The 24,647-nt window shown below is 36.8% G+C and carries 24 protein-coding genes; 1 reads left to right on the top strand and 23 read right to left on the bottom strand.

Annotated features, from left to right (window positions below; genetic code table 11):
* Positions 1-36 precede the first annotated feature (36 nt).
* The 5 genes from ACQKNZ_RS10285 to ACQKNZ_RS10265 form a co-directional block, all read right to left on the bottom strand.
* Entirely contained in the window at positions 37-1,020 is a 984-nt protein-coding gene (locus ACQKNZ_RS10285) for an alpha-ketoacid dehydrogenase subunit beta (protein WP_144536062.1), read from the bottom strand.
* Positions 1,020-2,030, bottom strand: a complete 1,011-nt coding sequence (locus ACQKNZ_RS10280) for a thiamine pyrophosphate-dependent dehydrogenase E1 component subunit alpha (protein WP_144536060.1) — start codon at positions 2,028-2,030, stop codon at positions 1,020-1,022. The genes ACQKNZ_RS10285 and ACQKNZ_RS10280 overlap by 1 nt, the downstream gene beginning before the upstream one ends.
* A gap of 18 nt (positions 2,031-2,048) precedes the next feature.
* Positions 2,049-3,479, bottom strand: coding sequence for a dihydrolipoyl dehydrogenase (lpdA, locus tag ACQKNZ_RS10275; protein ID WP_144536058.1), 1,431 nt, complete (start codon positions 3,477-3,479; stop codon positions 2,049-2,051).
* Positions 3,480-3,564: 85 nt separating this feature from the next.
* Entirely contained in the window at positions 3,565-4,659 is a 1,095-nt protein-coding gene (bcd, locus tag ACQKNZ_RS10270) for a branched-chain amino acid dehydrogenase (RefSeq protein WP_144536056.1), read from the bottom strand.
* A gap of 85 nt (positions 4,660-4,744) precedes the next feature.
* A complete protein-coding gene (locus ACQKNZ_RS10265) occupies positions 4,745-6,763 on the bottom strand; it encodes a sigma 54-interacting transcriptional regulator (RefSeq protein WP_427659490.1) in 2,019 nt (672 codons plus the stop codon).
* 128 nt (positions 6,764-6,891) lie between these two features.
* On the opposite strand from ACQKNZ_RS10265, the gene ACQKNZ_RS10260 reads away from it, so the two are divergent.
* The gene (locus ACQKNZ_RS10260) at positions 6,892-7,140 is read left to right on the top strand and encodes a DUF2627 domain-containing protein (protein ID WP_144536052.1); all 249 of its coding nucleotides are present in this window, start codon (positions 6,892-6,894) and stop codon (positions 7,138-7,140) included.
* Positions 7,141-7,273: 133 nt separating this feature from the next.
* On the opposite strand, the gene ACQKNZ_RS10255 is transcribed toward ACQKNZ_RS10260, so the two are convergent.
* From ACQKNZ_RS10255 to ACQKNZ_RS10170, 18 genes are all read right to left on the bottom strand, one after another.
* The gene (locus ACQKNZ_RS10255) at positions 7,274-7,993 is read right to left on the bottom strand and encodes a glycerophosphodiester phosphodiesterase (protein ID WP_144536050.1); all 720 of its coding nucleotides are present in this window, start codon (positions 7,991-7,993) and stop codon (positions 7,274-7,276) included.
* A complete protein-coding gene (locus ACQKNZ_RS10250; protein WP_144536048.1) occupies positions 7,986-9,557 on the bottom strand; it encodes a FapA family protein in 1,572 nt (523 codons plus the stop codon). Before ACQKNZ_RS10250 ends, ACQKNZ_RS10255 begins: the two co-directional genes overlap by 8 nt.
* A gap of 520 nt (positions 9,558-10,077) precedes the next feature.
* Entirely contained in the window at positions 10,078-10,869 is a 792-nt protein-coding gene (spo0A, locus tag ACQKNZ_RS10245) for a sporulation transcription factor Spo0A (protein WP_144536046.1), read from the bottom strand.
* Positions 10,870-11,132: 263 nt separating this feature from the next.
* Complete coding sequence (locus ACQKNZ_RS10240; RefSeq protein WP_144536044.1) at positions 11,133-12,089, bottom strand: SpoIVB peptidase S55 domain-containing protein; 957 nt, start codon at positions 12,087-12,089, stop codon at positions 11,133-11,135.
* A gap of 95 nt (positions 12,090-12,184) precedes the next feature.
* The gene (gene recN, locus ACQKNZ_RS10235; protein WP_144537153.1) at positions 12,185-13,888 is read right to left on the bottom strand and encodes a DNA repair protein RecN; all 1,704 of its coding nucleotides are present in this window, start codon (positions 13,886-13,888) and stop codon (positions 12,185-12,187) included.
* Positions 13,889-13,968: 80 nt separating this feature from the next.
* A complete protein-coding gene (gene ahrC, locus ACQKNZ_RS10230; protein WP_144536042.1) occupies positions 13,969-14,418 on the bottom strand; it encodes a transcriptional regulator AhrC/ArgR in 450 nt (149 codons plus the stop codon).
* 98 nt (positions 14,419-14,516) lie between these two features.
* The gene (locus ACQKNZ_RS10225) at positions 14,517-15,335 is read right to left on the bottom strand and encodes a TlyA family RNA methyltransferase (RefSeq protein WP_144536040.1); all 819 of its coding nucleotides are present in this window, start codon (positions 15,333-15,335) and stop codon (positions 14,517-14,519) included.
* On the bottom strand, positions 15,332-17,227 hold the full coding sequence (gene dxs, locus ACQKNZ_RS10220; protein WP_340844481.1) for a 1-deoxy-D-xylulose-5-phosphate synthase: 1,896 nt from the start codon (positions 17,225-17,227) through the stop codon (positions 15,332-15,334). The genes ACQKNZ_RS10225 and dxs overlap by 4 nt, the downstream gene beginning before the upstream one ends.
* 89 nt (positions 17,228-17,316) lie before the next feature.
* Entirely contained in the window at positions 17,317-18,198 is an 882-nt protein-coding gene (locus ACQKNZ_RS10215; RefSeq protein ID WP_427659485.1) for a polyprenyl synthetase family protein, read from the bottom strand.
* Positions 18,191-18,412 carry an exodeoxyribonuclease VII small subunit gene (gene xseB / locus ACQKNZ_RS10210; protein WP_144536024.1) on the bottom strand — a complete coding sequence of 74 codons (222 nt, stop codon included), beginning with the start codon at positions 18,410-18,412 and terminating at the stop codon, positions 18,191-18,193. The genes ACQKNZ_RS10215 and xseB overlap by 8 nt, the downstream gene beginning before the upstream one ends.
* A gap of 1 nt (position 18,413) precedes the next feature.
* On the bottom strand, positions 18,414-19,766 hold the full coding sequence (gene xseA / locus ACQKNZ_RS10205) for an exodeoxyribonuclease VII large subunit (protein WP_427660140.1): 1,353 nt from the start codon (positions 19,764-19,766) through the stop codon (positions 18,414-18,416).
* 60 nt (positions 19,767-19,826) lie between these two features.
* Entirely contained in the window at positions 19,827-20,681 is an 855-nt protein-coding gene (gene folD, locus ACQKNZ_RS10200) for a bifunctional methylenetetrahydrofolate dehydrogenase/methenyltetrahydrofolate cyclohydrolase FolD (RefSeq protein WP_144536020.1), read from the bottom strand.
* A gap of 25 nt (positions 20,682-20,706) precedes the next feature.
* Positions 20,707-21,084: a transcription antitermination factor NusB gene (gene nusB, locus ACQKNZ_RS10195; RefSeq protein ID WP_144536018.1), complete on the bottom strand. Its 378-nt coding sequence runs from the start codon at positions 21,082-21,084 to the stop codon at positions 20,707-20,709.
* A 113-nt stretch (positions 21,085-21,197) separates the two neighbouring features.
* The gene (locus ACQKNZ_RS10190) at positions 21,198-21,590 is read right to left on the bottom strand and encodes an Asp23/Gls24 family envelope stress response protein (RefSeq protein WP_144536016.1); all 393 of its coding nucleotides are present in this window, start codon (positions 21,588-21,590) and stop codon (positions 21,198-21,200) included.
* Between the two features lie 15 nt (positions 21,591-21,605).
* Positions 21,606-22,958, bottom strand: coding sequence for an acetyl-CoA carboxylase biotin carboxylase subunit (gene accC / locus ACQKNZ_RS10185; protein WP_144536014.1), 1,353 nt, complete (start codon positions 22,956-22,958; stop codon positions 21,606-21,608).
* A gap of 30 nt (positions 22,959-22,988) precedes the next feature.
* Positions 22,989-23,498: an acetyl-CoA carboxylase biotin carboxyl carrier protein gene (accB, locus tag ACQKNZ_RS10180; RefSeq protein WP_144536012.1), complete on the bottom strand. Its 510-nt coding sequence runs from the start codon at positions 23,496-23,498 to the stop codon at positions 22,989-22,991.
* Between the two features lie 247 nt (positions 23,499-23,745).
* On the bottom strand, positions 23,746-24,279 hold the full coding sequence (locus ACQKNZ_RS10175) for a SpoIIIAH-like family protein (protein ID WP_144536010.1): 534 nt from the start codon (positions 24,277-24,279) through the stop codon (positions 23,746-23,748).
* 2 nt (positions 24,280-24,281) lie between these two features.
* Positions 24,282-24,521, bottom strand: coding sequence for a hypothetical protein (locus tag ACQKNZ_RS10170; protein WP_144536008.1), 240 nt, complete (start codon positions 24,519-24,521; stop codon positions 24,282-24,284).
* Positions 24,522-24,647: the final 126 nt, after the last annotated feature.

Below are 24,647 nucleotides of genomic sequence, written 5' to 3'. Positions count from 1 at the left end.
AATAGATCAAATTCACCTAAGCATATTTCCAATAACTTAATATTCAGCTAGCTCACGCATTGCTTTTTCTACTTTGTCTGGATTAATCATAAAGAATTTTTCCATTGTAGGGGCATATGGCATAGCTGGAACATCAGGACCAGCAAGGCGCATGATCGGAGCATCCAAATCAAACAAGCAATTCTCGGCGATAATCGCTGCCACCTCACTAATTATGCTACCTTCTTTGTTATCCTCTGTTACAAGTAACACTTTACCGGTTTTGGAAGCAGCCTCGATAATTGCATCTTTGTCTAAAGGATAAATGGTACGTAAATCTAAAATATGCGCAGAAATGCCATCTTTTTCTAAACGTTCTGCTGCTTGAAGAGCAAAATGAACAGCCAGACCATAAGTAATAACTGTTATATCTTCCCCTTCACGCTTTACATCTGCCTTTCCAATTTCAATCGTGTAATCTTCGTCCGGAACCTCTCCTTTAATAAGGCGATAAGCACGCTTGTGCTCAAAGAACATAACCGGGTCTTCATCACGAATAGCCGCTTTTAATAATCCTTTGGCATCGTATGGAGTAGAAGGAATAACGATTTTTAGTCCAGGTTGGTTAGCAAAAATAGCCTCTACAGATTGAGAATGATAAAGCGCACCGTGAATTCCGCCACCAAAAGGCGCACGAATTACTATAGGACAAGTCCAATCATTATTAGAACGGTAACGAATACGTGAAGCCTCTGAGATAATTTGGTTAACAGCAGGCATGATAAAGTCTGCAAACTGCATTTCAGCAATAGGACGAAGACCGTACATTGCAGCCCCAATCCCTACTCCCGCAATAGCAGATTCTGCAAGAGGAGTATCTAGAACCCTGTATTCTCCAAACTCATCATAAAGTCCGTTGGTTGCCTTGAACACTCCACCCTTACGTCCAACATCTTCACCAAGAACGAAAACGCGCTCATCACGAGTCATTTCTTCCTTCATTGCAAGTGTTATTGCATCGATATAAGACATGATTGCCATTATGCGTTCCCCCCGTCTTTTTCAGCATAGACATGTTTTAATGCATCTTCCGGAGCAGCATATGGTGCAGCTTCTGCATAATCAGTCGCCTCATTTACTTCCTTCATAATGCGATCATTTATTTCTTTTTCAAGATCTGTTGACAGAATGTCTAAATCTCTTAAATATTTTGCAAATGTAATAATAGGATCTAATGCTTTCCCTTCTGCAATGTCTTCTGCAGTACGGTATTGTCTATCATCGTCATCTGATGAGTGGGCAGTTAATCGGTAAGTCACTGCCTCAATAAGACTAGGACCTTCTCCATTTCTTGCACGATCAGCTGCTTCTTTCACTACTTTATAAACCTCGATTGGGTCTTTCCCATCTACTGTAACACCTGGCATTCCATAGCTGCTGGCACGATCTGCGACATTTTTGCTAGCAACTTGGCGCTCAAAAGGAACAGATATAGCATATTTGTTGTTTTCTACCATTGTGATACAAGGTAATTGATGCACCCCTGCAAAGTTCAATCCTTCATGGAAATCACCTTGGTTAGATGAACCTTCGCCTAGCGTTACAAAAGTGATAAAGTCCTTCTTTTCAATCTTAGCAGCTAGAGCGACTCCAACTGCATGGGGAAGCTGTGTTGTAACTGGAGAGGAACCAGTTAAAATACGATTCTTCTTTTGTCCAAAATGCCCCGGCATTTGACGTCCGCCAGAGTTCGGATCCTCTGCTTTAGCAAATGCAGATAGCATTAAATCTTTAGGTGTCATACCAAAATGCAGTACTACTCCCATATCGCGATAATATGGTGCAATATAATCCTTTGTGTTATCTAGAGCAAATGCCGCTCCCACTTGTGCTGCCTCTTGTCCTTGACAAGAGATAACAAATGGAATTTTACCCGCACGGTTCAATAACCACATACGCTCATCAATACGGCGTGCCATTAGCATCGTCTCAAACATTTTTAATACATCTTCATTTGTTAACCCAAGCTCCTCATGACGATTGTTTGTCATATAGAAATCCCCCTTTTTTTACATATGAATAGCTTTACCATCTACAGCTAACGCTGCTTCTCCCATGATTTCACTCAAGGTAGGATGTGGATGAATTGTATGTGCCATTTCCCAAGGAGTAGCATCTAGAACCATTGCCAAACCAGCCTCTGAAATCATATCCGTTACGTGAGGTCCAATCATATGAACGCCTAATATGTCATTTGTTTTCTTATCGGCAACAATTTTCACAAAGCCATCCGATTCACCGTATACAAGAGCCTTTCCAATTGCTTTGAAAGAGAACTTGCCTATTTTTACATCAAACCCTTGTTCCTTTGCTTGTTGCTCTGTTATTCCTACACTCGAACTTTCCGGACTTGCATAAATACAGCGAGATACAAGATCATAATTTATAGGAATTATGTCTTCTCCTGCGATGTGCTCTATTGCAGTTATCCCTTCATGACTAGCTACATGGGCTAATTGTAGACCTCCGATTACATCACCAATTGCATATATATGTGATTCTTTCGTTTGAAATGTTTCAGAAACCTTTATGAATCCATTTTCTATAACAATATCTGTATTCTCGATACCAATACCTTCTGTATTTGCCTGTCTACCAACTGATACAAGCATCTTTTCAGCACTAAAAGATTGCGTTTCACCGTTAACCTCAGCTGAGATTTTGACAACATTGTCTACAGTATTTAAAGTATCAGGAAGCACTTTTGCGTTTGTTGCAAATGTAATTCCTTTTTTGCTTAAAAGTTTTTGCATTTCTTTAGAAATATCTTTATCCTCGGTAGGTATAATTCTATCTGCATATTCAATCACAGTAACTTCCACACCAAAATCATTTAACATCGAAGCCCATTCAATACCGATTACTCCTCCGCCGACAATAAGAATAGATTTTGGAAGCTCTGTCATTGATAATGCCTCATCTGAAGTCATCACTAAGGAACCATCTATAACTAAACCAGGTAAGGAGCGAGGACGAGATCCTGTAGCAATTACAACATTTTTAGGAATAAGCATTTCATTTTCTTCACCGTTATTCATCTCCACAGAGATTGTACCACCAGGTGAAGGTGAGAATATAGATGGACCAAGCATTCTGCCAGTTCCTTCATAAACATCAATTTTCCCTTTTTTCATTAATCCCTGAACCCCTTGAAACAATTGGTTTACAATGGATTCCTTACGTGCTTGCACTCTGCTAAAATCTAGTGTTACTTCACTAGTATTTACGCCAAAATCGGCTGCGTGATTTTTGGTAGTGGAGAAAACTTCTGCACTACGAAGTAAGGCTTTACTTGGTATACAGCCTTTATGTAAGCAAGTACCACCTAATTTACTCTTCTCAACGATTGCTGTTTTTAACCCTAACTGTGCCGAGCGAATGGCAGCTACATAACCACCAGTCCCTCCTCCAATAATGACTACGTCATATTCTTTTGCCAAGTAAGTCCTCTCCTTCCAAATAAGAAGACCGCTTTACAAAAAATCTATAAAGTCGGCCTATTTACAACTAAGATGAAATTATCGATTAACGGCCATTTAAAATATGTTTTCCGTTTTGTAAAAATTGGCTGCGAGATTTACTTACACGAGCAATACGCTCTTCTGCTAAACGATCAGCAGCTACATAAGTTGGTATACCGTCACGTTTAGAAATTTCAAAGATACGTTCGATTTTATCGTAGATACCTGCCACACGTTTCATCGCACGATCATGGTTATATCCATATAATTCGTCTGCAACGTTAATAACTCCTCCAGAATTGATCACGTAGTCTGGTGCATAAACGATACCCATTTCATGGATTAAGTCACCATGTGTTGTATCTTTCAGTTGATTGTTTGCAGATCCTGCAATAACCTTAGCTTTAAATTGTGGAATAGTATTATCGTTTACAATTGCTCCAAGTGCACATGGTGCAAAAATATCTACGTCTTGTGAGTAGATCTCATCTACCCCTACTTGAACAGCTCCAAATGCTTCGACTGCACGATCCACTGATTTTTGGTTAATATCAGCAACTACTAATTTTGCTCCTTCTTTATGTAGGAATTCACATAGAGTATAAGCTACGTTCCCAACACCTTGCACTGCAACTGTTTTCCCCTCTAAAGAATCAGAACCAAATGCTTCTTTAGCAGCAGCTTTCATTCCTACGTATACACCATAAGCTGTTACTGGTGATGGATTACCTGAAGAACCAAATGCTTCTGAAATACCAGTTACATAATTTGTTTCCTCATGTATAAGGTCCATATCCGCTACTGTTGTACCCACATCTTCTGCTGTAATGTAACGACCATTTAATCCTTGGATAAAACGTCCAAATGCACGGAACATTTCTTCGTTTTTATCTTTTAATGGATCACCGATAATTACTGTTTTTCCTCCACCAAGGTTGAGTCCAGCAGCAGCATTTTTGTATGTCATCCCTTTAGCAAGACGAAGAGCATCTTCAATTGCTTCTTCTTCTGAAGCATAATTCCACATACGAGTCCCACCAAGTGCTGGCCCTAATGTAGTGTCATGAATTGCGATAATCGCCTTAAGTCCTGAAGTTTTGTCTTGGCAAAATACTAATTGCTCGTAATCATAAGTTTCCATATATTTGAAGATTTCCATTTGTAAGTTCCTCCTAGTAGTTAAATTGATGCATGTTTAAGATCATTTATAGTAAATACCCCTATTTACTTGAACATTTTCCCCATTAAACGAGATTATATTTTTCCAGCTTATAATACAGAGAACGTAATGAAATATTAAGTCTTTTAGCTGTTTTAGATTTATTACCCTCACATGTATTAAGTGCATGGGCAAGTACTCTTTTCTCCATTTCATCCATTTGCTCCGATAAGGGAGCAATCGAATCTTCATCTTCTTCCGTTGATAACTGAAGCATTAATTTTGGTAAATGCCGTTCGTCTACTAAACGGTCATTCGGTTGAAGAAAGATCATAGAGCGACTTATAATATTCTCTAATTCTCGCACATTACCTGGCCACTCATAAAGACATAAGATTTCAAGTGCCTGACTGGTAAATCCCTCGATATTGCGACCAAACTCTTGGTTAAGTTTAACTAACAATCGTTCCGCAAGAAGCGGAATATCTTTTTTTCTTTGGCGTAAAGAAGGAATATAGATAGGCATTCGATTTAGTTGAAAATAGAAGTCCTCTCTAAATGTACCCTCTCTCATTGCTTTTTCCAAATTAAGACTACTTGCAGCAATAATTCGGACATCCACATGCTTAGGTGCGGTACCCCCGACAGGTACAAAAACATTTTCTCTTAATACCTGTAAGAGCTTCGCCTGAGTTTTCTTAGTCAGTTCCCCAACCTCGTCTAAGAAAATAGTTCCCTTGAATGCTTCCTCCAGTTTACCTGGATACGTAATACCTTCTTCTTGGTAACCAAACAATTCTCTTTCTAAAAGGTGCTCTTCTAGTGAGCTACAGTTAACTCGTACAAAAGGATACATAGAGCGACTGCTCTCTCCGTGAATAGCATGCGCAAACAAATCCTTTCCTGCACCGACCTCTCCCCTTAAAAGAACGGTTATTGGAACATTCGCTGCCAGCTTTGCTTGTTCTATTGCTAAGTTGATCTCATCAGAAATACCAACTATGTCTTCAAAGGAATAAGATGATTCAAGCGTTCGAATAATAGTCCTAGCTCGATCCAATTCCTTCATAAGACCTCGCATTTCAGTCATGTCATGAATTACACCGACACTACCTTTTAACTGATTGTTTACTAAAATAGGTGCTACGTTAACAATGACGTCCTTCTCTTCCTTACCGACTCGAAGATTTACACCTCTAATAGGCTTTTTAGTTTGAAGTACCTTTAGATGAATACTTTCACCTTCGGATATATCGGCAGTAGCAGGTTTCCCAATAACTTCCTCTTCACTAAACCCCGTGATTCGGGTATAGGCAGGGTTAATAAGAATCCCCTTGCCATCTTCGTCTACTACAGATATTGCATCTTCACTTGAATAAATGATTGCTTCAAGCATTTTTTGTATTTCTGTTAAATTTGTAATTTCTTCGGCTAGACGAACTACTTCCGAAATATCCTGAAATACTGCGAAGGCTCCGATACGTTTACCCTCATTATTGACCATAGGATACCTAGAGGTAACTATTTTGGTACCGCTTTCAAGAGTAAGTTCTTTGTTCAGTTCGACCTTACCTGTTTCGTATATTCTTGGTAATTCACTTAAGGAGATAACATCAACCACATGTTTACCCATGGCCTCTTCTACAGGAATTAAGGTCATTCTTTCTGCGCTCTTATTAAAAAAGTTGACGATGCCTTGGCTGTTAATGCCAATCATCCCTTCTTCTATGGAGTTAAAAATGAGATCCTGTAAGGCCTTTCTTTGGTTGATAATTTGAATATAGCTATTTTTTTCTTCCAACAACGTAACGATTAAGTTGGCTATCTCACCAGGTATCAATACAGCGGTGGCAGGTCTATTCTGAAGTAATTCATAGAACACTTCCTTCTGACCAGTCACATCAATAATGATTTGAATATCCTTGCTTAACAAACTCCTCCACTCATTATAAGTTGGTATGTTATGTTGTTTAGCGTAGATTATTCCAGGAGCCTCATCGTTAATATCTACAATAGCGGTAACCTGAAGGTAATCCGCCTGCGCTATTAACTTGAGAAGTGCATATCCACCGTTACCTGCACCTACAATGAGTATGTTTTGCAAAAATATGCACACCCCCACTTTTTTTCTGCAACTTATTGCATTTCTTCTATATCATAACGTAAGTTTCAATCATTGACAATCATAAACTTGAATGTAAAATTAAAATAGAAGGAACAGGAGTGAAGAAAGTGGCTCGTTTATTGGCTTTAATCGTGTTATTAATACCGGGAATATTGGCAGCTTTTGGAATCAAATTAATGAGAGATACATTTTTTGGATTACAAATACTTCCTATTGGAGGACTAGCCGTTCAGTTTATTTGCGGATTAATCTTTACAGTTCTAGGTCTAGGCTTCTTTGCAGGTTTTTTATTAAATAGAGATAGAAAAAACGGAAAAGTTGCACCACGATTTCAAAAGAAAAAAGACACAGACTAGAAAAGCCTGTGTCTTTAGACTATAGACAAATTCAAAGAAATTTGAAAATGTCTATAGTCTTTTTGTTATTTAGAATACATAGTAAGAAATTTTTCTGTGAGGTGGAAATTTCATTTTGGACAAAGATGTAACTTTATAAACGATTTTGTTGCTCTATTACTTTCAGTGGAAAATCAGTAATCCACCCAATAACCGATTGGGGCGGATTTTTCAAATATTTCTCCGTTCCTTTTATATTATAAAATCGTATAGGAAAACCTGCCTCCCATATCCTATCCATTAGTTCAGTACCAAAGAATTTTTTGTTAAGGTGTATGGCATCATATGAGCGATTAACTAAAATTTCATCCCAACTGGAATTTTTCTTTCCGATAAAAGCAGTTTTTGTTTTTATAGGCATTCTTTGTATAGTTTCTAAAATGCTTTCTTCAAAAGAAGAGAAATGAACATCCTTAATATTTTTTGTCTTGTACACTACTTCTTCAATTTTTTCTGTTTTTCCAAGAAAAGATTCCTTAAATTCCACGTTTAGCTTCAAATTTGTTTGTTCAAAAAAAGATAGAAATTCGTCAAAACTAAGTACTCTTGAATATAAAAATCTTCGAAGAAACGTTTTCCCTAGTTTTAGCTGAAGAATCTCCTCAGCAGCCATATCTGTTATTCTTCTGTTTATACCCGCTAATCTAAAAAAGTCTAAATCATGGGTAACAAAAGCCACTCCATCCGCTGAAAGTTGCAAATCCATTTCAATTCCGTCCACGCCTATTTTCTTTGCATACTCAAAAGACCTAAGTGAATTTTCGACATACTTTGTAGCGCCACCACGATGCGCGTATACCGGTAGATTAGACATTTAACTCCCCATTTTCTAACTTAAATTTTCCTTTTGTAATAGTTGTTAATAAGGAAGATTTATTTCCAATTTGTATAATGGTACCCGGATTTGCCTCTTTTGTAACATTAACATAGTATTCTACGTTACTTCTTAGCAATTTTAAAATACGTTGTATTTCTCTATCTGTTTCTTTCACATCCTGCTGTAAAAGATTGTATTTTTGTTTAGTTTTCTCATATATCCCGTTCTGCTGAGTAGTCATATTGTCTTTCAATTCGCCAAGCTGATAGATTTGATAGTTTAATTTAGTTGCTTCCTCTTGCAGCTTTACCATCTTTTCTGCCAAAGTTTTTGCATTTTCGGTTAAGATTTTGCGGTCTATACCTTGCACGACAAGTTCTGTTTTTCTTTCCATGCTATTTCCGCTAAATGCTGTTGTAATTGAATTGACTGCTACAGCCTTTCCTCCAATAATTTTCCCTTTTCGATCATCTAATATAATTTCATGAGCAAAAATAGTTGCACCAAGTGCATAAAAGCCGATATGAACCTGTTCTTTTGCCTGTAGTGTACATTCGTTGGCATGTTTAATATATATATTATTATGTGCCTCTACCTTGGTTATTCCACGACCAAAAATGCCCCCTTTAATAAAGACATCTCCTTCAGCTGATTTTATTAGCTCTGCGGAATTAACTCCTTCTTTACCTTCGATTGAAATATCACCTGAAGCAATAACAGAGTACCCAGCCATCACAGTACCTTTAACTTGAATAGAACCATCAAACTTTAAATTTCCTGTTTCTATTCCAACATCCCCATCTACAATTAAATGTTTTAGTACGGATAACACTCCATTTACTTCACCAATTACACCCTTTGTTTTAGAGCGAAGTACGATTTTCCCATCCTCTTCAATTTCATAGGCAGATTTTGCATCGTATTTAAGTTGGACGTCATCTCCAGGACTTGCCGGCACATATTCCCCATAGACATTTATACCGTCTATACCTTCTTTAGCAGGAACTTTTTCTCCTAGCCATGATCCCTCTTCTATCTCTTTGATAAAATTCATATCAAAATAATCTGCCTTACCATCTTCGTTTATCACAGGCTTTTTTTCGGCTTGCTCTAAATAACTGACATGCGCATTTTCTCCTTTTTGGGGAGGCTTTCCTTGTGCAATTATAAAAGGCTTGCCAGTTTTTAAAGATAATATATCTAATGTTTTCTTGCCAAATTTAATATTATGTTCTTCGAGTAGCTTATGTATGTGAGTCTGCACTTCTATGATATTTTCCTGAATATATGTAGGTGATTCGTTTATAGTTAAAAGTACTTGCATATAATCTGCACTAATGTCTATTTCAATTAAATCTAGCCAATTTCCTATTTCTTGAGGTTCTGTAGATTTAGCCGAGAGTGCTTTTTTTAAAGCTGTAAAACTTGTGATTTTAAAGCGTGGGTATTTTCTAATATATTCTTCGAACTTTTTTAAACTAAAACCATCTTTTTTTGTAAACAAAAAGACCTGTCCATTCTTTTCAGTTATGGTTAAATTATCATTATCTTCAATAACCAATTTCTTCTCAACCCTTCTAAAGATATATTATCTTCTTCAACCTTGAAAACTTGCAAAACTACTTTAAAAATTCATTTTTGAGGAGGGATATTTATTAATCTATTAAACAATACATGTTCCAACATGACATTGATACTACATTAAAAAATATTTTTTCAAATCTTTTCACCTATTAGATCAGTAATAAAGTTTTACTGATTTAATGTATAATAAAACCTGGAGCAATACCATGAATTTTCTGCCAATTTTCAGTATAAATATATTTTACCATAATACTTCAAACAAATATCTATAAGAAAAAAATAATATAATGATTTTACTTCTTCTTAATTTCTAAATCTACTGAATAACTATACTAAGTTATTTACCATTCTTAAAATAAAAAAAGACCCACTCTTAATAGTAGGTCGGGCAACGATATTTAGTTGCTACGTCAAAATTAAAGTTCATTGGAATGGTGTTAAAAATTCGTTGCACCGTTCACTATTATTTTATATCTGGAAGCTTGATTCTTTCACTTTCAACTAGCCATGTTCTCCATGCGAATTTTATCTGCAATCATCGCGATGAACTCTGAATTTGTAGGTTTAGACTTTAAGTGATGAACTGTGTAGCCGAACATTTTCGAGATAGTTTCATAGTTTCCACGATTCCATGCTACTTCAATTGCATGACGAATGGCACGCTCAACACGAGAAGGAGTTGTTTGAAATTTTTTTGCTATTTCTGGATATAATACTTTCGTAATGGAGCCTAACAGTTCAATATCAGCATATACCATTTGAATTGCTTCACGAAGATAAGAATAACCTTTAATATGCGCAGGTACTCCCATTTCTTTAATAACATTAGTAATAGTATTATCAATCATGCGCTTATTTTGTAATGCTTCTTTTTCAGGATTGGACTTTGCAGGTGCTTCCTGAATAGAGCCCTTTCTTCCAGCAACCTGAATAATTTGTGTCACTAAACGGTCAAATTCAAAAGGCTTCAGCATGAAATAAGAGGCCCCAAGATCTACAGCCTGTTTCATCACATCTTCCTGACCAAATGCAGTTAACATGATGACTTGTAAATCCTTCAGCTTGTTATTTTTCTGTAAAGAGTCTAAAACAGCAATTCCATCAAGATGCGGCATGATAATATCCAACAGCAAAACGTCTGGTTTGATTGATTCTAACAATTCCAAACATAATTTTCCATTATAAGCAGTACCGATAACCTCTATTTCAGGATGCTGCTCAAAATAAGAATCCATTGTGCGTATTAAATCTTTGTTATCGTCGACTATTGCAATTTTTATTTTCTCCATATAAGTTCATCCACCTTTTGTAATTTTTTACATAGATATTATTCGCTATCTTTTTCCCACTTCCTTTTTATAAAATAAAAATGATTCTTTCCTATTATGATTACGTGGTATTACGACAAATTGTAAATCTTTTCTTATGCTTTGTCGAATTTTATTCATTAACATTTTAAACCTATGTATCGTAAAAACGCAAGACCTTATATCCACCTTAAGACACAAAAAAGGCTACATCCAAAATAGGATGTAGCTTTTTCATCTATACTTCATGGATTTTTTTTCATCATCTCAGTTATTGCTAAAGCTGCACCGTTTTTGGGTTTGTCGACATACATATGAGTTACGACGCCAATAATTTTGTCTGCCTGGATGATTGGGCTACCGCTCATTCCTTGGAGAATTCCACCTGTCTTTTTGATAAGCTGTTGATCGGTCACAGTGAATTGAAATAAATGTCCATCGACAGAAGAGATGTTAATTGTAAAGTCTTGTACTTTTTCACCATCGATTGAAGTACGCATGATAGCTTTGCCAGTCGTAATTTCTTCTTTTTCTGCTACTGCTACCTGATGCATTGGAATATTGGCTAATGCTTTGTTTTCTAACTTACCGAAAACTCCATAAACGTTATTTTCATTTACTCCTCCAATGGGAGGACTATTGTTTCCGTGTGAAGTAATTTTATATCCAGGTTTGCCAGGAATGCTTTTTTTAATTTGCTCAATAGAGGACAAATAAATAGAGCCCTCTGAAAATTTTGGCGTAACACCAGATGTATGATCGACAATTTGGTGCCCTAATGCGCCAAATTCATTGGTTGACGGATCGAAATAGGTTAAAGTTCCAATTCCTTCTGTTGCATCACGCAAGAAAGGAAAGAGTTTAATCATTTGATCAGCACTCATATCTTTCGTATACATTGTTTTGTTGCGCTCATACTGAATAATAATTTGTTTCTTGTCTTTCAATTGTCTTTTTAAGTCATCAATACTCGATATCGTTTGGTCGTTTATTTGATGAATTGTATCACCAGATTTTAGCCAATAATCATCTGTTATCAAGACATCATGACTAAGAAATACAGATCCGTATTGGAGGTCGATCTGAATAGATTGCCCAAGCGGGACAACGGAAACTTTAGAAGCAAATGCAGTGGTGCTTAGAAAGAATAAAGTCAAGAAAATAATTGGCAAAAGCGACCAAATTCGATAGCTTTTTTTCATATTTCACCTCCCATACACTTTACTATGTCCTTCGCTAAGAACTCTATGTGAGGTAAATAATTGATAAAAAAAGAAGACCCAAAAGTAATGGGTCCTCAAGAGTTTCTTAACACTTTTTTTCGTTCATTTGCAATTTTTAGTAATTCTTTGGAGTGCTTTAAAGTAGTAGTTGTGATTTCCGTGCCTGACATCATTCTGCTTAATTCCTCGGCACGTTGGTCATCCGTTATTTCTTCCAGCAACGTATAGGTACGATTTCCAGAAACTTCTTTTCTAATCAATAAATGCTGGTCAGCCATCGCTGCAACTTGGGAAAGATGAGATATACACAATACTTGTGAATTTGTCGCAATGCCCGCAATTTTTTCAGCGATCGCTTGGGCAACTCGGCCGCTCACACCAGTATCTACCTCATCAAAAATAATAGAGGTAATGCCTTGATGCTTCGAAAAAATACTTTTTAAAGCAAGCATCATTCTAGATAATTCGCCACCTGAAGCAATTTTAGTTAAAGCCTTTAACGGTTCACCAACGTTTGTAGATATATAAAAGGATAAATCGTCTATACCATCTTCATTATAGATAGGATTAGGATGATCATGGAACATAACAGCAAAAGTTGCTTTTTCCATATAAAGCTCCTGAAGCTGCTCCATAATAGCGCTACTCAACAAGGAAGATGCGGCCTTCCGTTTATCGGTTAACTCGTTAGCCTCTAGCTGAAGATCTATTTCAATTTGACGTATTTTTTCTGCCATTTTTTGAATTTGTTCATCTCGATTGACTAATTGGTCCAAGCTATGTTGAATCTGTTCTTTGTATTCAAGAATTTCTTCAATCGAGGCTCCATATTTTCTTTTTAAAGTCTGTATTAAAGCCAATCGATCTTCTACAATTTGAAGTTGATTGCTGTCATACTCCATTTCATCTAAATCATTTTTAAGTTGATGTGCTGCGTCCTGCAATATATAAAATGCCGAAGAAACGCTTTCGCTTAAATCCTTCATATTCTCGTCTACATCCGAAATATCTTGTAAATCAGACATAGCAGAACCTATATAGTCTAATCCTTTAGATTCTCCTAAAATAGCATCATATGAGCTGCTGATTTTATCAAACATTTTATGAAAGTTTAATAGCTTTTTCTTTTCATTCTGAAGAGATTCTTCTTCTCCTCTTTTTAATTGAGCTTCATCAATTTCTTCTACTTGAAATGTGTACAGGTCAATTTTATGGGCAATTTGCTGCTCATTTTCCGTCAATGTAGCCAATTCTTTTTTCCATTTTTTGTATTTACTAAATAATTCCCTATACGCTTCTTTTACTGCCTTCAGGTCGTCTCCAGCAAATTGGTCAAGCAAGTGAATATGTGCCTTGTCATCCATTAGCTCTTGGCTTTCATGCTGACCATGGATATCTATTAAACTGGCACCAATTTCTCTTAAAATACCAATTGTTACAAGTTTCCCATTTACTCTACAGACGCTTTTTCCAGACTCATTTATATCTCTTCTCAAAATGATTGTTTCCTCATCTTTATCAATACCAACATCTAGCATTTTCTTAAAAACGCTATGCTTTGGATCTGAAATGATAAATAGTCCCTCTAGCTCTGCCTTTTTTGCGCCATGTCGAATAAATTCCTGTGATCCTCTACCTCCGCAAAGCAGATGAACCGCATCAATAATGATTGATTTTCCAGCTCCAGTTTCACCAGTTAGCACAGTTAAACCTTCTTCAAAGCTTACAGTAAGTTCATCTATTATCGCAAAATTTTTAATGGAAAGTTCTTTTAACAAACCTATCACCTCTATTTAAAGATAGAACAGCTTGAATGTATAAGTGAAGTAGATTTCACTTATACATTTAAGTGATATTCCTATAACATTTCAAGCAATCGGCTTTTAACTGCCTCACAATCACTTTCGGCTCTGCAAAGGATCAGACACGTATCATCGCCACAAATTGTGCCCAATATTTCTTCCCAATCCAAATAATCAATTAAAGAACCTATTGCGTGAGCATTTCCTGGCAGTGTCTTCATCACTAAGAAATGGCTAGCTCCATCAATGCTAACAAAGGCATCTGTTAACGCTCTATGCAGTTTTTGCATAGGATTGAATCTTTGGTCTGCCGGGAGGCTATACTTGTAGTTTCCATTTGGCAATGGAACTTTCACTAAATGTAATTCCTTAATATCTCTAGAGACAGTCGCTTGAGTTACGTTAACACCTGCGTTCTTAAGATGATCTACTAAGTCGTCTTGAGTCTCGATTTCATAATTCGCGATAATATCTCTTATACGAATATGCCGTTGTCCTTTGTTCATAATTATCTCCTTGCTGTATAAATATTCTATTTTAATTATACCTTAGCATTTCATTGCAAAAGTAACAAGAAAAAACGCGACTCATGATGAGTCGCGGGTTATTTTAACGAATTATGTGCCTCATTAACTAGTTTTTCAAAGTCTATGTCATGTGAGGTAACTTCTCCCTCGTTTACACTAACCAGATGAAATAGAAATTCTATATTTCCCTCTCCCCCGGTTATAGGCGAAAAGGAAGCATTTTTTAATTGGAAGTTTTGGCTTTCAGCAAAATCTGCTATCTCCTTCAAGACTTCTATATGAACAACTTTTTCTCTAACTACACCTTTTTTGCCTACTCGATCTTTTCCAGCCTCAAACTGCGGCTTAACTAATGCAATAACGTCTCCACCAGGAAGCAAGATCGTTTTTAATGTTGGAAAGATAAGCTTAAGCGAGATAAAAGAAACATCTATAGAGGCAAAGGATGGTAATCCTTCTTGAAAATCAGCAGGTGTGGAGTAACGGAAGTTTGTCTTTTCCATTACAGTTACACGTGAATCCTGCCTTATTTTCCATGCCAATTGATTACTACCGACATCCAGTGCATACGCATGTGAAACGCCATTTTGGAGTCCACAATCTGTAAATCCCCCAGTTGAAGAGCCAATATCGAGCATGATCTTATTCTCAATCTCTATGTCAAACTGCTCTATTGCTTTTTCGAGTTTCAAACCGCCACGGCTGACATATTTCAGCACCTGACCCTTAACAGTTAGAATAGAAGTGGTTTCAATCTTCTCTCCCGGTTTGTCTATTCTCTCTTCGTTCTTGTAGATGAGACCTGCCATAATAGCACGTTTAGCTTTTTCTCTTGTTTCAAACAAACCTTGTTCTACTAAGAGTATGTCTACTCTCTCCTTTGGAATCTTGCTCATAAGGAGATATACCTTGGGCTTTCATTTACGGAAGTTTTTACAAGTTCCACAATGCTTTCAGTTGTAATATTAATCTCTTGCAGCAACTGATTTACTTCACCATGTTCAATGAAGATATCCGGAATACCGATGCGCTTAACATTTGCTTGTAGGTTTTGTTCATTATAAAACTCTAGGACAGCACTGCCAAATCCACCTTGTAATGCACTTTCTTCCACAGTAATAATAGGGATGTTGCGTTTTTGAATATCTTTAAGCATTTCTTCGTCTAAAGGTTTAATAAATCGAGCATTTACAACTTCTACAGAGATATTTTGTTTACTTAATTCGTCCGCTGCTTGTAGTGCCATTGAAATAGTTGTACCAAAAGTAAGAATCACTGCTTGACTGCCTTCTTTTAAGACTTCCCAAGTGCCGATTGGAATTGGATGTAATTCTTCGTCCATCATAACACCAAGACCATTACCACGCGGATAACGAAGAGCAATTGGACCATCAGAGTAGTCAAATGCTGTTTTGACCATATGTTGTCCTTCATTTTCATCTTTTGGCATCATGATAACCATATTAGGCATATGTCTAAGGAAGGAAATATCAAATACTCCTTGATGTGTTTCTCCGTCTGCCCCAACTAATCCAGCACGATCTATTCCAATTACCACATTTAAGTTTTGACGACAAATATCATGAAGCACCTGATCATATGCACGTTGAAGGAATGTAGAATAAATAACTAATAAAGGTTTCATACCTTCTGCTGCCATTCCTGCTGCCATTGTAGTGGCATGTTGTTCTGCAATACCTACATCGAACATTCTATCTGGAAACTCTGATGCAAACCCTTCCAATTTGGAACCTACTGGCATCGCAGGTGTGATAGCAACAATACGGCGATCATCACGAGCTAGTTTCCTTGCTGTCTCAGCCACTAGCGCACTCCAGGAAGGGGCTTTTGAAGAAGACTTAACGAAATCTCCAGTCTCCATTTTATAGGGACCTGTACCATGCCATGTTCCAATTTTGTCTTGTTCAGCAGGTTTAAAACCTTTACCCTTTTTAGTGATAACATGGATAAGAACAGGACCTTTCATCTTTTTGGCATTCTTCAGGTTTTCTTCTAAGTCTTCAAAGCTGTGGCCATCAATTGGTCCTAAGTAGGTAAAACCTAATTCTTCAAAAAATGCACCTGATACAAGTAGGTATTTCATAGTATCTTTAAGACGTTCAGCTGTGCCAGCTAATTTGCCGCCAACTGCTGGAATTTTTTTCAGAAGTGACTCAATTTCATCCTTAGCTTTGTTATATGTGCCATGAGTACGTAATTTTCCAAGGACATTATGCAAAGCTCCCACATTAGGTGCAATAGACATTTCGTTGTCATTCAAAATGACAATCATATCGGTTTTTTCGTGTCCAATATGGTTCAATGCCTCTAATGCCATACCACCAGTTAGAGCACCATCTCCAATAATAGGAATAACATAGTTTTTCTTTTTCTGTATATCCCTAGCCTTAGCCATTCCCATTGCTGCAGATAGCGAGGTTGAACTATGCCCTGCCTCCCAAACATCGTGCTCACTTTCAATCATTTTTGGAAATCCACAAAGACCCTTGAATTGGCGAAGAGTATCGAATTGATCTGCACGACCCGTAAGAATCTTGTGAACATAAGCTTGGTGTCCAACATCCCAAAGAAATTTGTCATCTGGACTATTAAACGCCTTGTGCAGTGCAACCGTTAGCTCTACTACACCTAAATTCGGTCCAATATGTCCACCTGTTACTGATAATTTTTCTATTAAAAACGAACGAATATCTTCACTTAAGTCCTTTAATTGTTCATTGTCTAAACTTTTTAAAAAGGATGGACCAGAAATTGAAGTTAAATCCATTGCCATCACACACCTTCTTTTAGATTTCCTTAAATACAGCTAGGTATAATCATATCAATATTTACTCATAAAACAAAATTATACGCTATTTATTTTGACCTTTTTGTTATGTAATTAGCAAGTTCTATTAAAAGTCCATCGTTAAGATTTACTTGGTTAAGTGCCTCAGTTGCTAAATCATACTGTCTTTTTAGTTGTTCTTTGGCACCAGCCATTGTAAGTATAGAAGGATACGTATTCTTTTCACTTAATATATCTTTTCCTGCAGTTTTTCCTAATTGTTCGGATGTACCCTCAATATCAAGAATATCATCTTGAATTTGAAATGCCAGACCAATGTGGAAAGCATATTGACGCAAAGCATCCATGACTGCCTCGTTAGCTTTTGCAATAATTCCTCCTGCTATAATACTGAATAACAAGAGTGCACCGGTTTTGTTAATATGGACCTCTTCTAATTCCTCTAAGGATAAAGTTTTACCCTCACCAAGAATATCTAATACTTGGCCACCAACCATCCCTTCAGCTCCTGAAGCAAAGCTAAGACGGTCGATTAAGAAGACTTTTTGTTCAGCATCCAGATTTTTTAGTCTCGCAATAATTCCAAAAGCCAATGTTACTAAAGCATCTCCAGCAAGAATCGCCAAAGCCTCTCCAAAAACTTTATGGTTAGTTGGCTTTCCTCTACGAAGATCGTCATTATCCATGCTAGGTAAATCATCATGTATTAAAGAATAAGTATGAATCATCTCTATTGTGCTAGCAACTTTTATGGCATCTTCGTTTTTAACGTTTAGTTCCTGTAAAACCGCTAGCGTATATAAGGGACGTATTCTCTTTCCACCAGCTTTAAGGGAATATAGCATTGCTTCTTTTAGTTGAGAAGGTGCTTGAATTTCATTAATCATCGATTCCAGTTGTTGTTCAATAAGCGGTTGGTTGGCTTGGATAAATGTATTTAAGTTACTCATCAGTTTTCCCTGCTTCTTCTTTATTTTCGCCCATGAAAGATACTAATTGTTTCTCAGCGCTTTGTAATTTATCACTGCACAATTTAGATAGTTCCATTCCGTTTTGATAAAGTTCAATCGCATTTTCAAGAGGAACATCCCCTTGTTCTAGCTGTCGTACAATTTGTTCTAATTGTAGCATTGCCTCATCGAATGGAATTTCTTTTTTTGCCATGCTATTTTACCCCCTCTTTACTAACTGCTTGTTGAACTGTAGCCTCTATTTGACCATCTGATAATGTTACAAAAATAGAATCACCCTGTTGGACATCTTCTACAGACTTAACTAATATGCCTTCTTTGTAAGTAATACTATATCCGCGATCCATAATTTTCAAAGGATTTAACGCCTGCAAAGTTCTTAACGAACCAGTAAACTGTTGTCGATTTTTTTCAAAGGATGCAATCATTGCTTGTGTGAGTTGATTGGTACTTGTTTGTAATGTTTTTGACTGTATCGTTATAAGCTTTTGTGGGGAAAGTTGTTTAAATCTATTTTCTAACTGAAAAAAGTTCCTGTTTTTTTCTTGTGATATCCGTTTAACTTCTTTATGAAGTTGTTGTTCTGCCCGAATATACCTTTCTATAAAAGGACGATACAGTTTTTCTGGAGTTGCCATTACAGGCGAAGTAATAGCCCTACGGTATCTATTTTTTTCATCGGCAAGTCTTTTCGTAACAAAATGAAGACTAGCCGATTGGTAAGACAAAATATTCTTCATTAAGTTCTCTTTACTAGGTACTGCCATTTCTGCAGCTGCCGTAGGAGTAGGTGCCCTCAAATCAGATACAAAGTCAGCAATAGTCGTATCTGTTTCATGGCCAACAGCACTAATAATGGGAATTTTGCTCTCTGCAATAGCACGAGCAACTATTTCCTCATTAAATGCCCAAAGATCCTCAATGGAGCCTCCTCCTCTTCCCACTATCATCACATCAATATCACCTAAGGCGTTTGCCTCCCTAATAGACTTCACTATTGAAGGCGCTGCCTGTGGGCCTTGAACGATACTTGGGAAAACGAGTACCTCACTAATTGGATAACGTCTTTCCAAAGTAGTCAAAATATCTCGTATCGCTGCTCCTGTCTTTGAAGTAACAACACCAATCTTTTTAGGGAAAGCTGGCAGCTGTTTTTTTTTGCTAGGATGGAAAAGACCTTCTTGTTCAAGCTTTTTCTTTAACTGCTCAAAAGCAAGAAAAAGTTCACCTATCCCGTCCGGCTGTATAGAAGATGCATATAGCTGATATTGACCTGCTGCCTCAAATACATTTATATCCCCACGCACCAACACATTCATACCACTCTCAGGTACAAATTTAAGACCTCGAGCATTCATAGCAAACATGACAGATGTTAAACGAGCTGACTCATCTTTTAGAGTGAAATAGATGTGACCACTAGAATGTACCTTCACATTGGAAAGTTCTCCTTTAACGTACACATCACGCAAATGGGTATCTGCATCAAATTTTCTTTTTATGTATTTAGTTAAAGCTTTTACAGTTAAATATGTATGAGACATAATATCAACTCCTACTACTTGATGACAAGCTAAAAGCTGTTCTACTGTAGAACAGCTTTTAGCTTATTTATCTAGTGTATTCTCAGCAGCCAAGCATGTATTTTCCATTAACATAGCAATAGTCATTGGTCCTACTCCTCCAGGAACTGGAGTAATTTTAGATGCTACTTCTTTTGCAGAAGCAAAATCTACGTCACCGCATAACTTGTTGTCTTCATTTCGATGTATTCCAACATCAATTACAACTACGCCTTCTTTTAAGTAACTAGAGTCAATCATTTTCGGCTGACCTGTAGCCACTATTAATATATCAGCTTGCTTTGTATGGTTATGTAAGTTCTTCGTTTTTGAGTGGCAGTAAGTTACCGTAGCATTCTTTTGTAAAAGGAGCTGACCCATTGGTTTTCCAACGATGTTACTTCGCCCAATAACCACAGCGTGTTTTCCTTCTATTTCAACGTCGCTATATTCTAATAGCTTCATCACACCAAAAGGTGTACAAGATAGGAAGGTCGGCTGACCAATCATCATCTTTCCTACGCTTACTGGATGAAATCCATCTACATCTTTCAATGGAGATATAGCTGCAATTACACGATCCTCATTGATTTGTTTAGGGAGAGGCAACTGAACTAGAATGCCATGTATCTTTTCGTCCTGATTTAGCTTTTCAACACTATTTAAAAGCTCTTCTTCAGATATAGTTTCTTCCAGCTCAATCATAACCGAGTACATACCAAGTCTTTCACATGTTCTAGTTTTACTGTTCACATAGGTTTGAGAAGCTGGATCACTACCAACTAATACAACAGCTAATCCTGGTGTAATACCTTTTGCTTTTAGATTATCTACACGTTCTTTTACTTTTTCTGTAACTTTTCCAGCTATTTCTTTTCCATTAATTAGATTATCTGCCACTATAAACGCTCCTTAATGTTGAAGATTATTGCTCTGTATATTTGGATAATACTCCATTAACAAATCGACTTGATTTTTCGTCTCCATAAACTTTGCATATTTCTAATGCCTCATTTATAACTACTTTTGCTGGAGCTTCGTTTGCATATAATAATTCATAAACAGCTATACGAAGAACTGTTCTTTCGATTTTTGGCAATCTGGATAAAGACCAGTTTTCTAGCTTGTCTGATAAAGAGGCATCGATTTCTTCTTTATGTTCAATTGTACCCTTTACTAAATCTGTTAAAAAAGGGTCATTTTCTTCAGTAACATGCCCTATAGCTTCTTCTATTGTAATTTCATGATTGTCTAGCTGGAATATTGCCTGCAGTGCTAGCTCCCTTGCTTTTCTACGTTTCATTATTTGTTCTCCTTTAAATGTAGCTATCTAACCCATAATAGCATATTTTTTTAGAAAGTGCTTATTAGAAAGAAGAAAATAAGAAAAAGAGCCCCCTAGGGAGCCCTTTTCTATTATTCTGTAGCTTCAAATTGCACACCAGTAATATGAACATTTACTTCTTTTGGAACTAAACTAGTCATATTCTCAATTGCTTGGCGTATTTGGGATTGGACTTCTCTTGCAACAGTTGGTACTGAAGCACCGTATTTTACTAGACAATATACGTCAATATACAAACCATCATTTGTTATTTCTGTTTTAATGCCTTTACCATGCACCTTTTTTCCTAATCTTTCTACTACTCCTGCAGCAAAGTTTCCTCGCGTTCCCGCGATACCCTCTACTTCATTTGTAGCAATTCCAGCAATTACTGTGATTACTTCAGGAGCAATTTCAATTGTTCCTAAGTACTCTTTGCCTTCAGGAGTCATTTGAACAAATTTTTGTTCGGTTGTTTCTGTCATATGGCTCACTCCTTTTTATGAATTCATCACATCGTATTTCTCTAAAAACTTTGTATCAAAATCTCCAGATACAAATACCTCGTGATTCATGAGCTTTTCATGAAAGGCAATTGTTGTTTCCACACCTTCGATTGCAAATTCTCCAAGTGCGCGCTTCATCTTAGCAATTGCCTCTTCTCTCGTTTCACCATACGTGATAAGTTTAGCCACCATAGAATCATAAAACGGTGGAATCGTATAGCCTGGGTATACTGCTGAATCCACTCTTACCCCCAGTCCACCTGGCGGTAAATAAAATTCAACAAGTCCTGGAGATGGCATGAAGTTTTTATCTGGGTTTTCTGCATTGATACGACATTCTATAGCCCATCCATTAAGTTTAATATCTTTTTGTGCGAAAGGCAATTTTTCTCCTGCTGCAACTTTTAACATTTGTTTTATTAGATCTATGCCAGTTATCATTTCCGTAACAGGATGCTCCACTTGAATTCGGGTATTCATCTCCATAAAGTAAAACTTTTGGTTGATATGGTCAAAGATAAACTCAACCGTCCCAGCGCTTTCATATCCAACAGCTAGGGCAGCTTTAACTGCTGCATTACCCATTTCAGCGCGCAGTTCCTCAGATAGTGCTGGAGATGGAGCTTCCTCTACAAGCTTTTGCATACGTCTTTGCACGGAGCAATCTCTCTCTCCTAAATGCACTGCATTTCCATGAGAATCTGCTAGCACTTGAATCTCTACATGACGAAATACCTCTATATATTTTTCTAAGTAAACGCCAGGGTTACCGAATGCTGCTGCCGCTTCTTTTTGTGTTATTTTAATCCCTTTGATCAAGTCTGCTTCATCTTTTGCTACTCGTATTCCTTTACCACCACCACCAGCGGTCGCTTTGATGATGACTGGAAAACCTATTTCATTTGCTACTTTTAGTGCGTCCTCTTCGGTTTCAACGATTCCCTTAGATCCAGGAACAGTCGGTACTCCTGCTTTTTGCATAGTTTCCTTAGCAACATCCTTTATACCCATGCTTTTAATCGCTTGTGATGTAGGACCAATAAACTTAATGTCGCACTCCTCACAAAGCTCTGCAAATTCAGCATTTTCGGCTAAGAATCCATAACCCGGATGTATGCCTTCGCAGCCAGTTAACTTGGCCACACTGATAATATTTGAAAAGTTCAAATAGGAGTCTTTCGATAATCTAGGCCCTATACAATAAGCCTCATCTGCTAGTTGTACATGTAAAGCCTCTCGATCCGCTTCAGAATATACAGCAACAGTTTCAATATCAAGTTCTTTACATGCTCTAATTATACGAACAGCTATTTCGCCACGATTGGCAATCAACACTTTTTTCATGATGCTTACCCCTTTCCTCTTTTGTTTTCCTATTTATGCTTTTACTAGGAACAGAGGTTGGCCATATTCTACCAATTGTCCGTCTTTAACTAGGATTTCCACAATTTCTCCGTCTACTTCTGCTTCAATTTCATTGAATAGCTTCATCGCTTCTACGATACATACGATTGAGTCAGCAGTCACTTTACTACCAACTTGTACATATGCAGGCGTATCTGGAGAAGAAGATTGATAAAATGTGCCGACCATTGGAGAAGTAATTTTATGTAAAGAACTATTATCTTCTTCAACTGGAGCTAGTTTTGCTACTTGATTTTCTGTTTCTACTACTTTTGGAGCCTCGTTAACAACCGGAGCCTGTATTGTTTCTACTTTCGAAGCCTCTCCAACTGATGAGCTTTCTAATGATTGAATAGTCGATTTGTGAGAGTTTTTATCCCCTCTTTTAATCTTAATTTTAGTTCCTTCTGATTCATATGAAAACTCATCTAGTGTAGACTGATCAATTAGCTTAATAATTTCTCTGATTTCTTGGATCTTCATTTAGCCCATCTCCCTTAATTACTATTTAATACTTCCCTTTTCATTTTAGTCGTTTTTAGTTTAATTGGGAATAGAAACGTTTAAATGTTCATTACTTTTAGGGAATAACAGACTTAAACAAACCAAAAACTACCTTTTATACAGTAACTTTAATACGCTATATTAGTGAATTTATTTAAAAAAATTAAACCATAAATTGTTATATATAGTATAAACAGAAAAAAAGTGCCCGTTATAGGCACTTCTCTTACAGACCATCAAATTTTACTTCTACTTGATAAGCTTGAGGATATTCTCTCTTCACTGCATAAACAATATCAGAAGCCTTTTTTGAGGATTGCTCATTTGAAACTACATCAATCAACACTTTGTTGTCCTCTATACGAACTAAGGCATCATCATAGCCTAGGGACTTTATGATAAGCTCCAACATCGCTTCTGTTGAATCTATTTTCACTAACTGCTCAATTTGAGAATATGCCTCATTTTTTTGCTCAGCTGTAAATTCAGTTGAAGCAACCTTAGATTCAAGTTGCTCATGGAGTTGACTACGTTTTTCTTGAACTTCCATACGTAACTCTTCATAAGCATTACTGTGAGAAACAAATGATTCTTCATTTGTGGAAGCAGTTTCTACTAACTTAACATCCTCTACCGAGTCATTTGAAAATAAAGCAATTCCATCAAAAGGGGATGGTTTTTCTGTTGCGTAATACACGGTTACCACTGCAACTAAGCTTAATAAAGTTAAAAACCAAACGGATCTCTTTTTAATATTCATTATTATTTATCCTCCAATTCCATTTCTTCTATCACTATTCGATGTGGAGATATTTGCAAAACAGATGAAAGGGTTTTTATAAGATTGTTTTTTATACGATTATCGCTCGCTCCTTCCGCAACTACCAGTATTCCAATCAGTTCTTCTTTTTCCATCTTGCTCTCACTTGTCCATTGGAAAAATGATGAATCACTTTCCTTTTTATTTTCAGATCGTTCTGCGTAATGAAAGTAAATAGACACCTTGCCAACCCCATGAATTTTTTCAAGTATTTCTGAGAGCTCATCCTTCGTTTGAGCTTCTGGAGGGGTGGAATTGTTTTTTACGTCATCCGTCAGCCCAAAAATCTCTGAAAATAAGAGACTAAT

Origin of the sequence: Psychrobacillus sp. NPDC093200 (assembly GCF_050280345.1) — a bacterium.
GTDB classification, from domain to species: domain Bacteria; phylum Bacillota; class Bacilli; order Bacillales_A; family Planococcaceae; genus Psychrobacillus; species Psychrobacillus faecigallinarum.
Note: the sequence above shows the minus strand (reverse complement) of the source record. Positions and strands in the feature narration are given on the sequence as shown.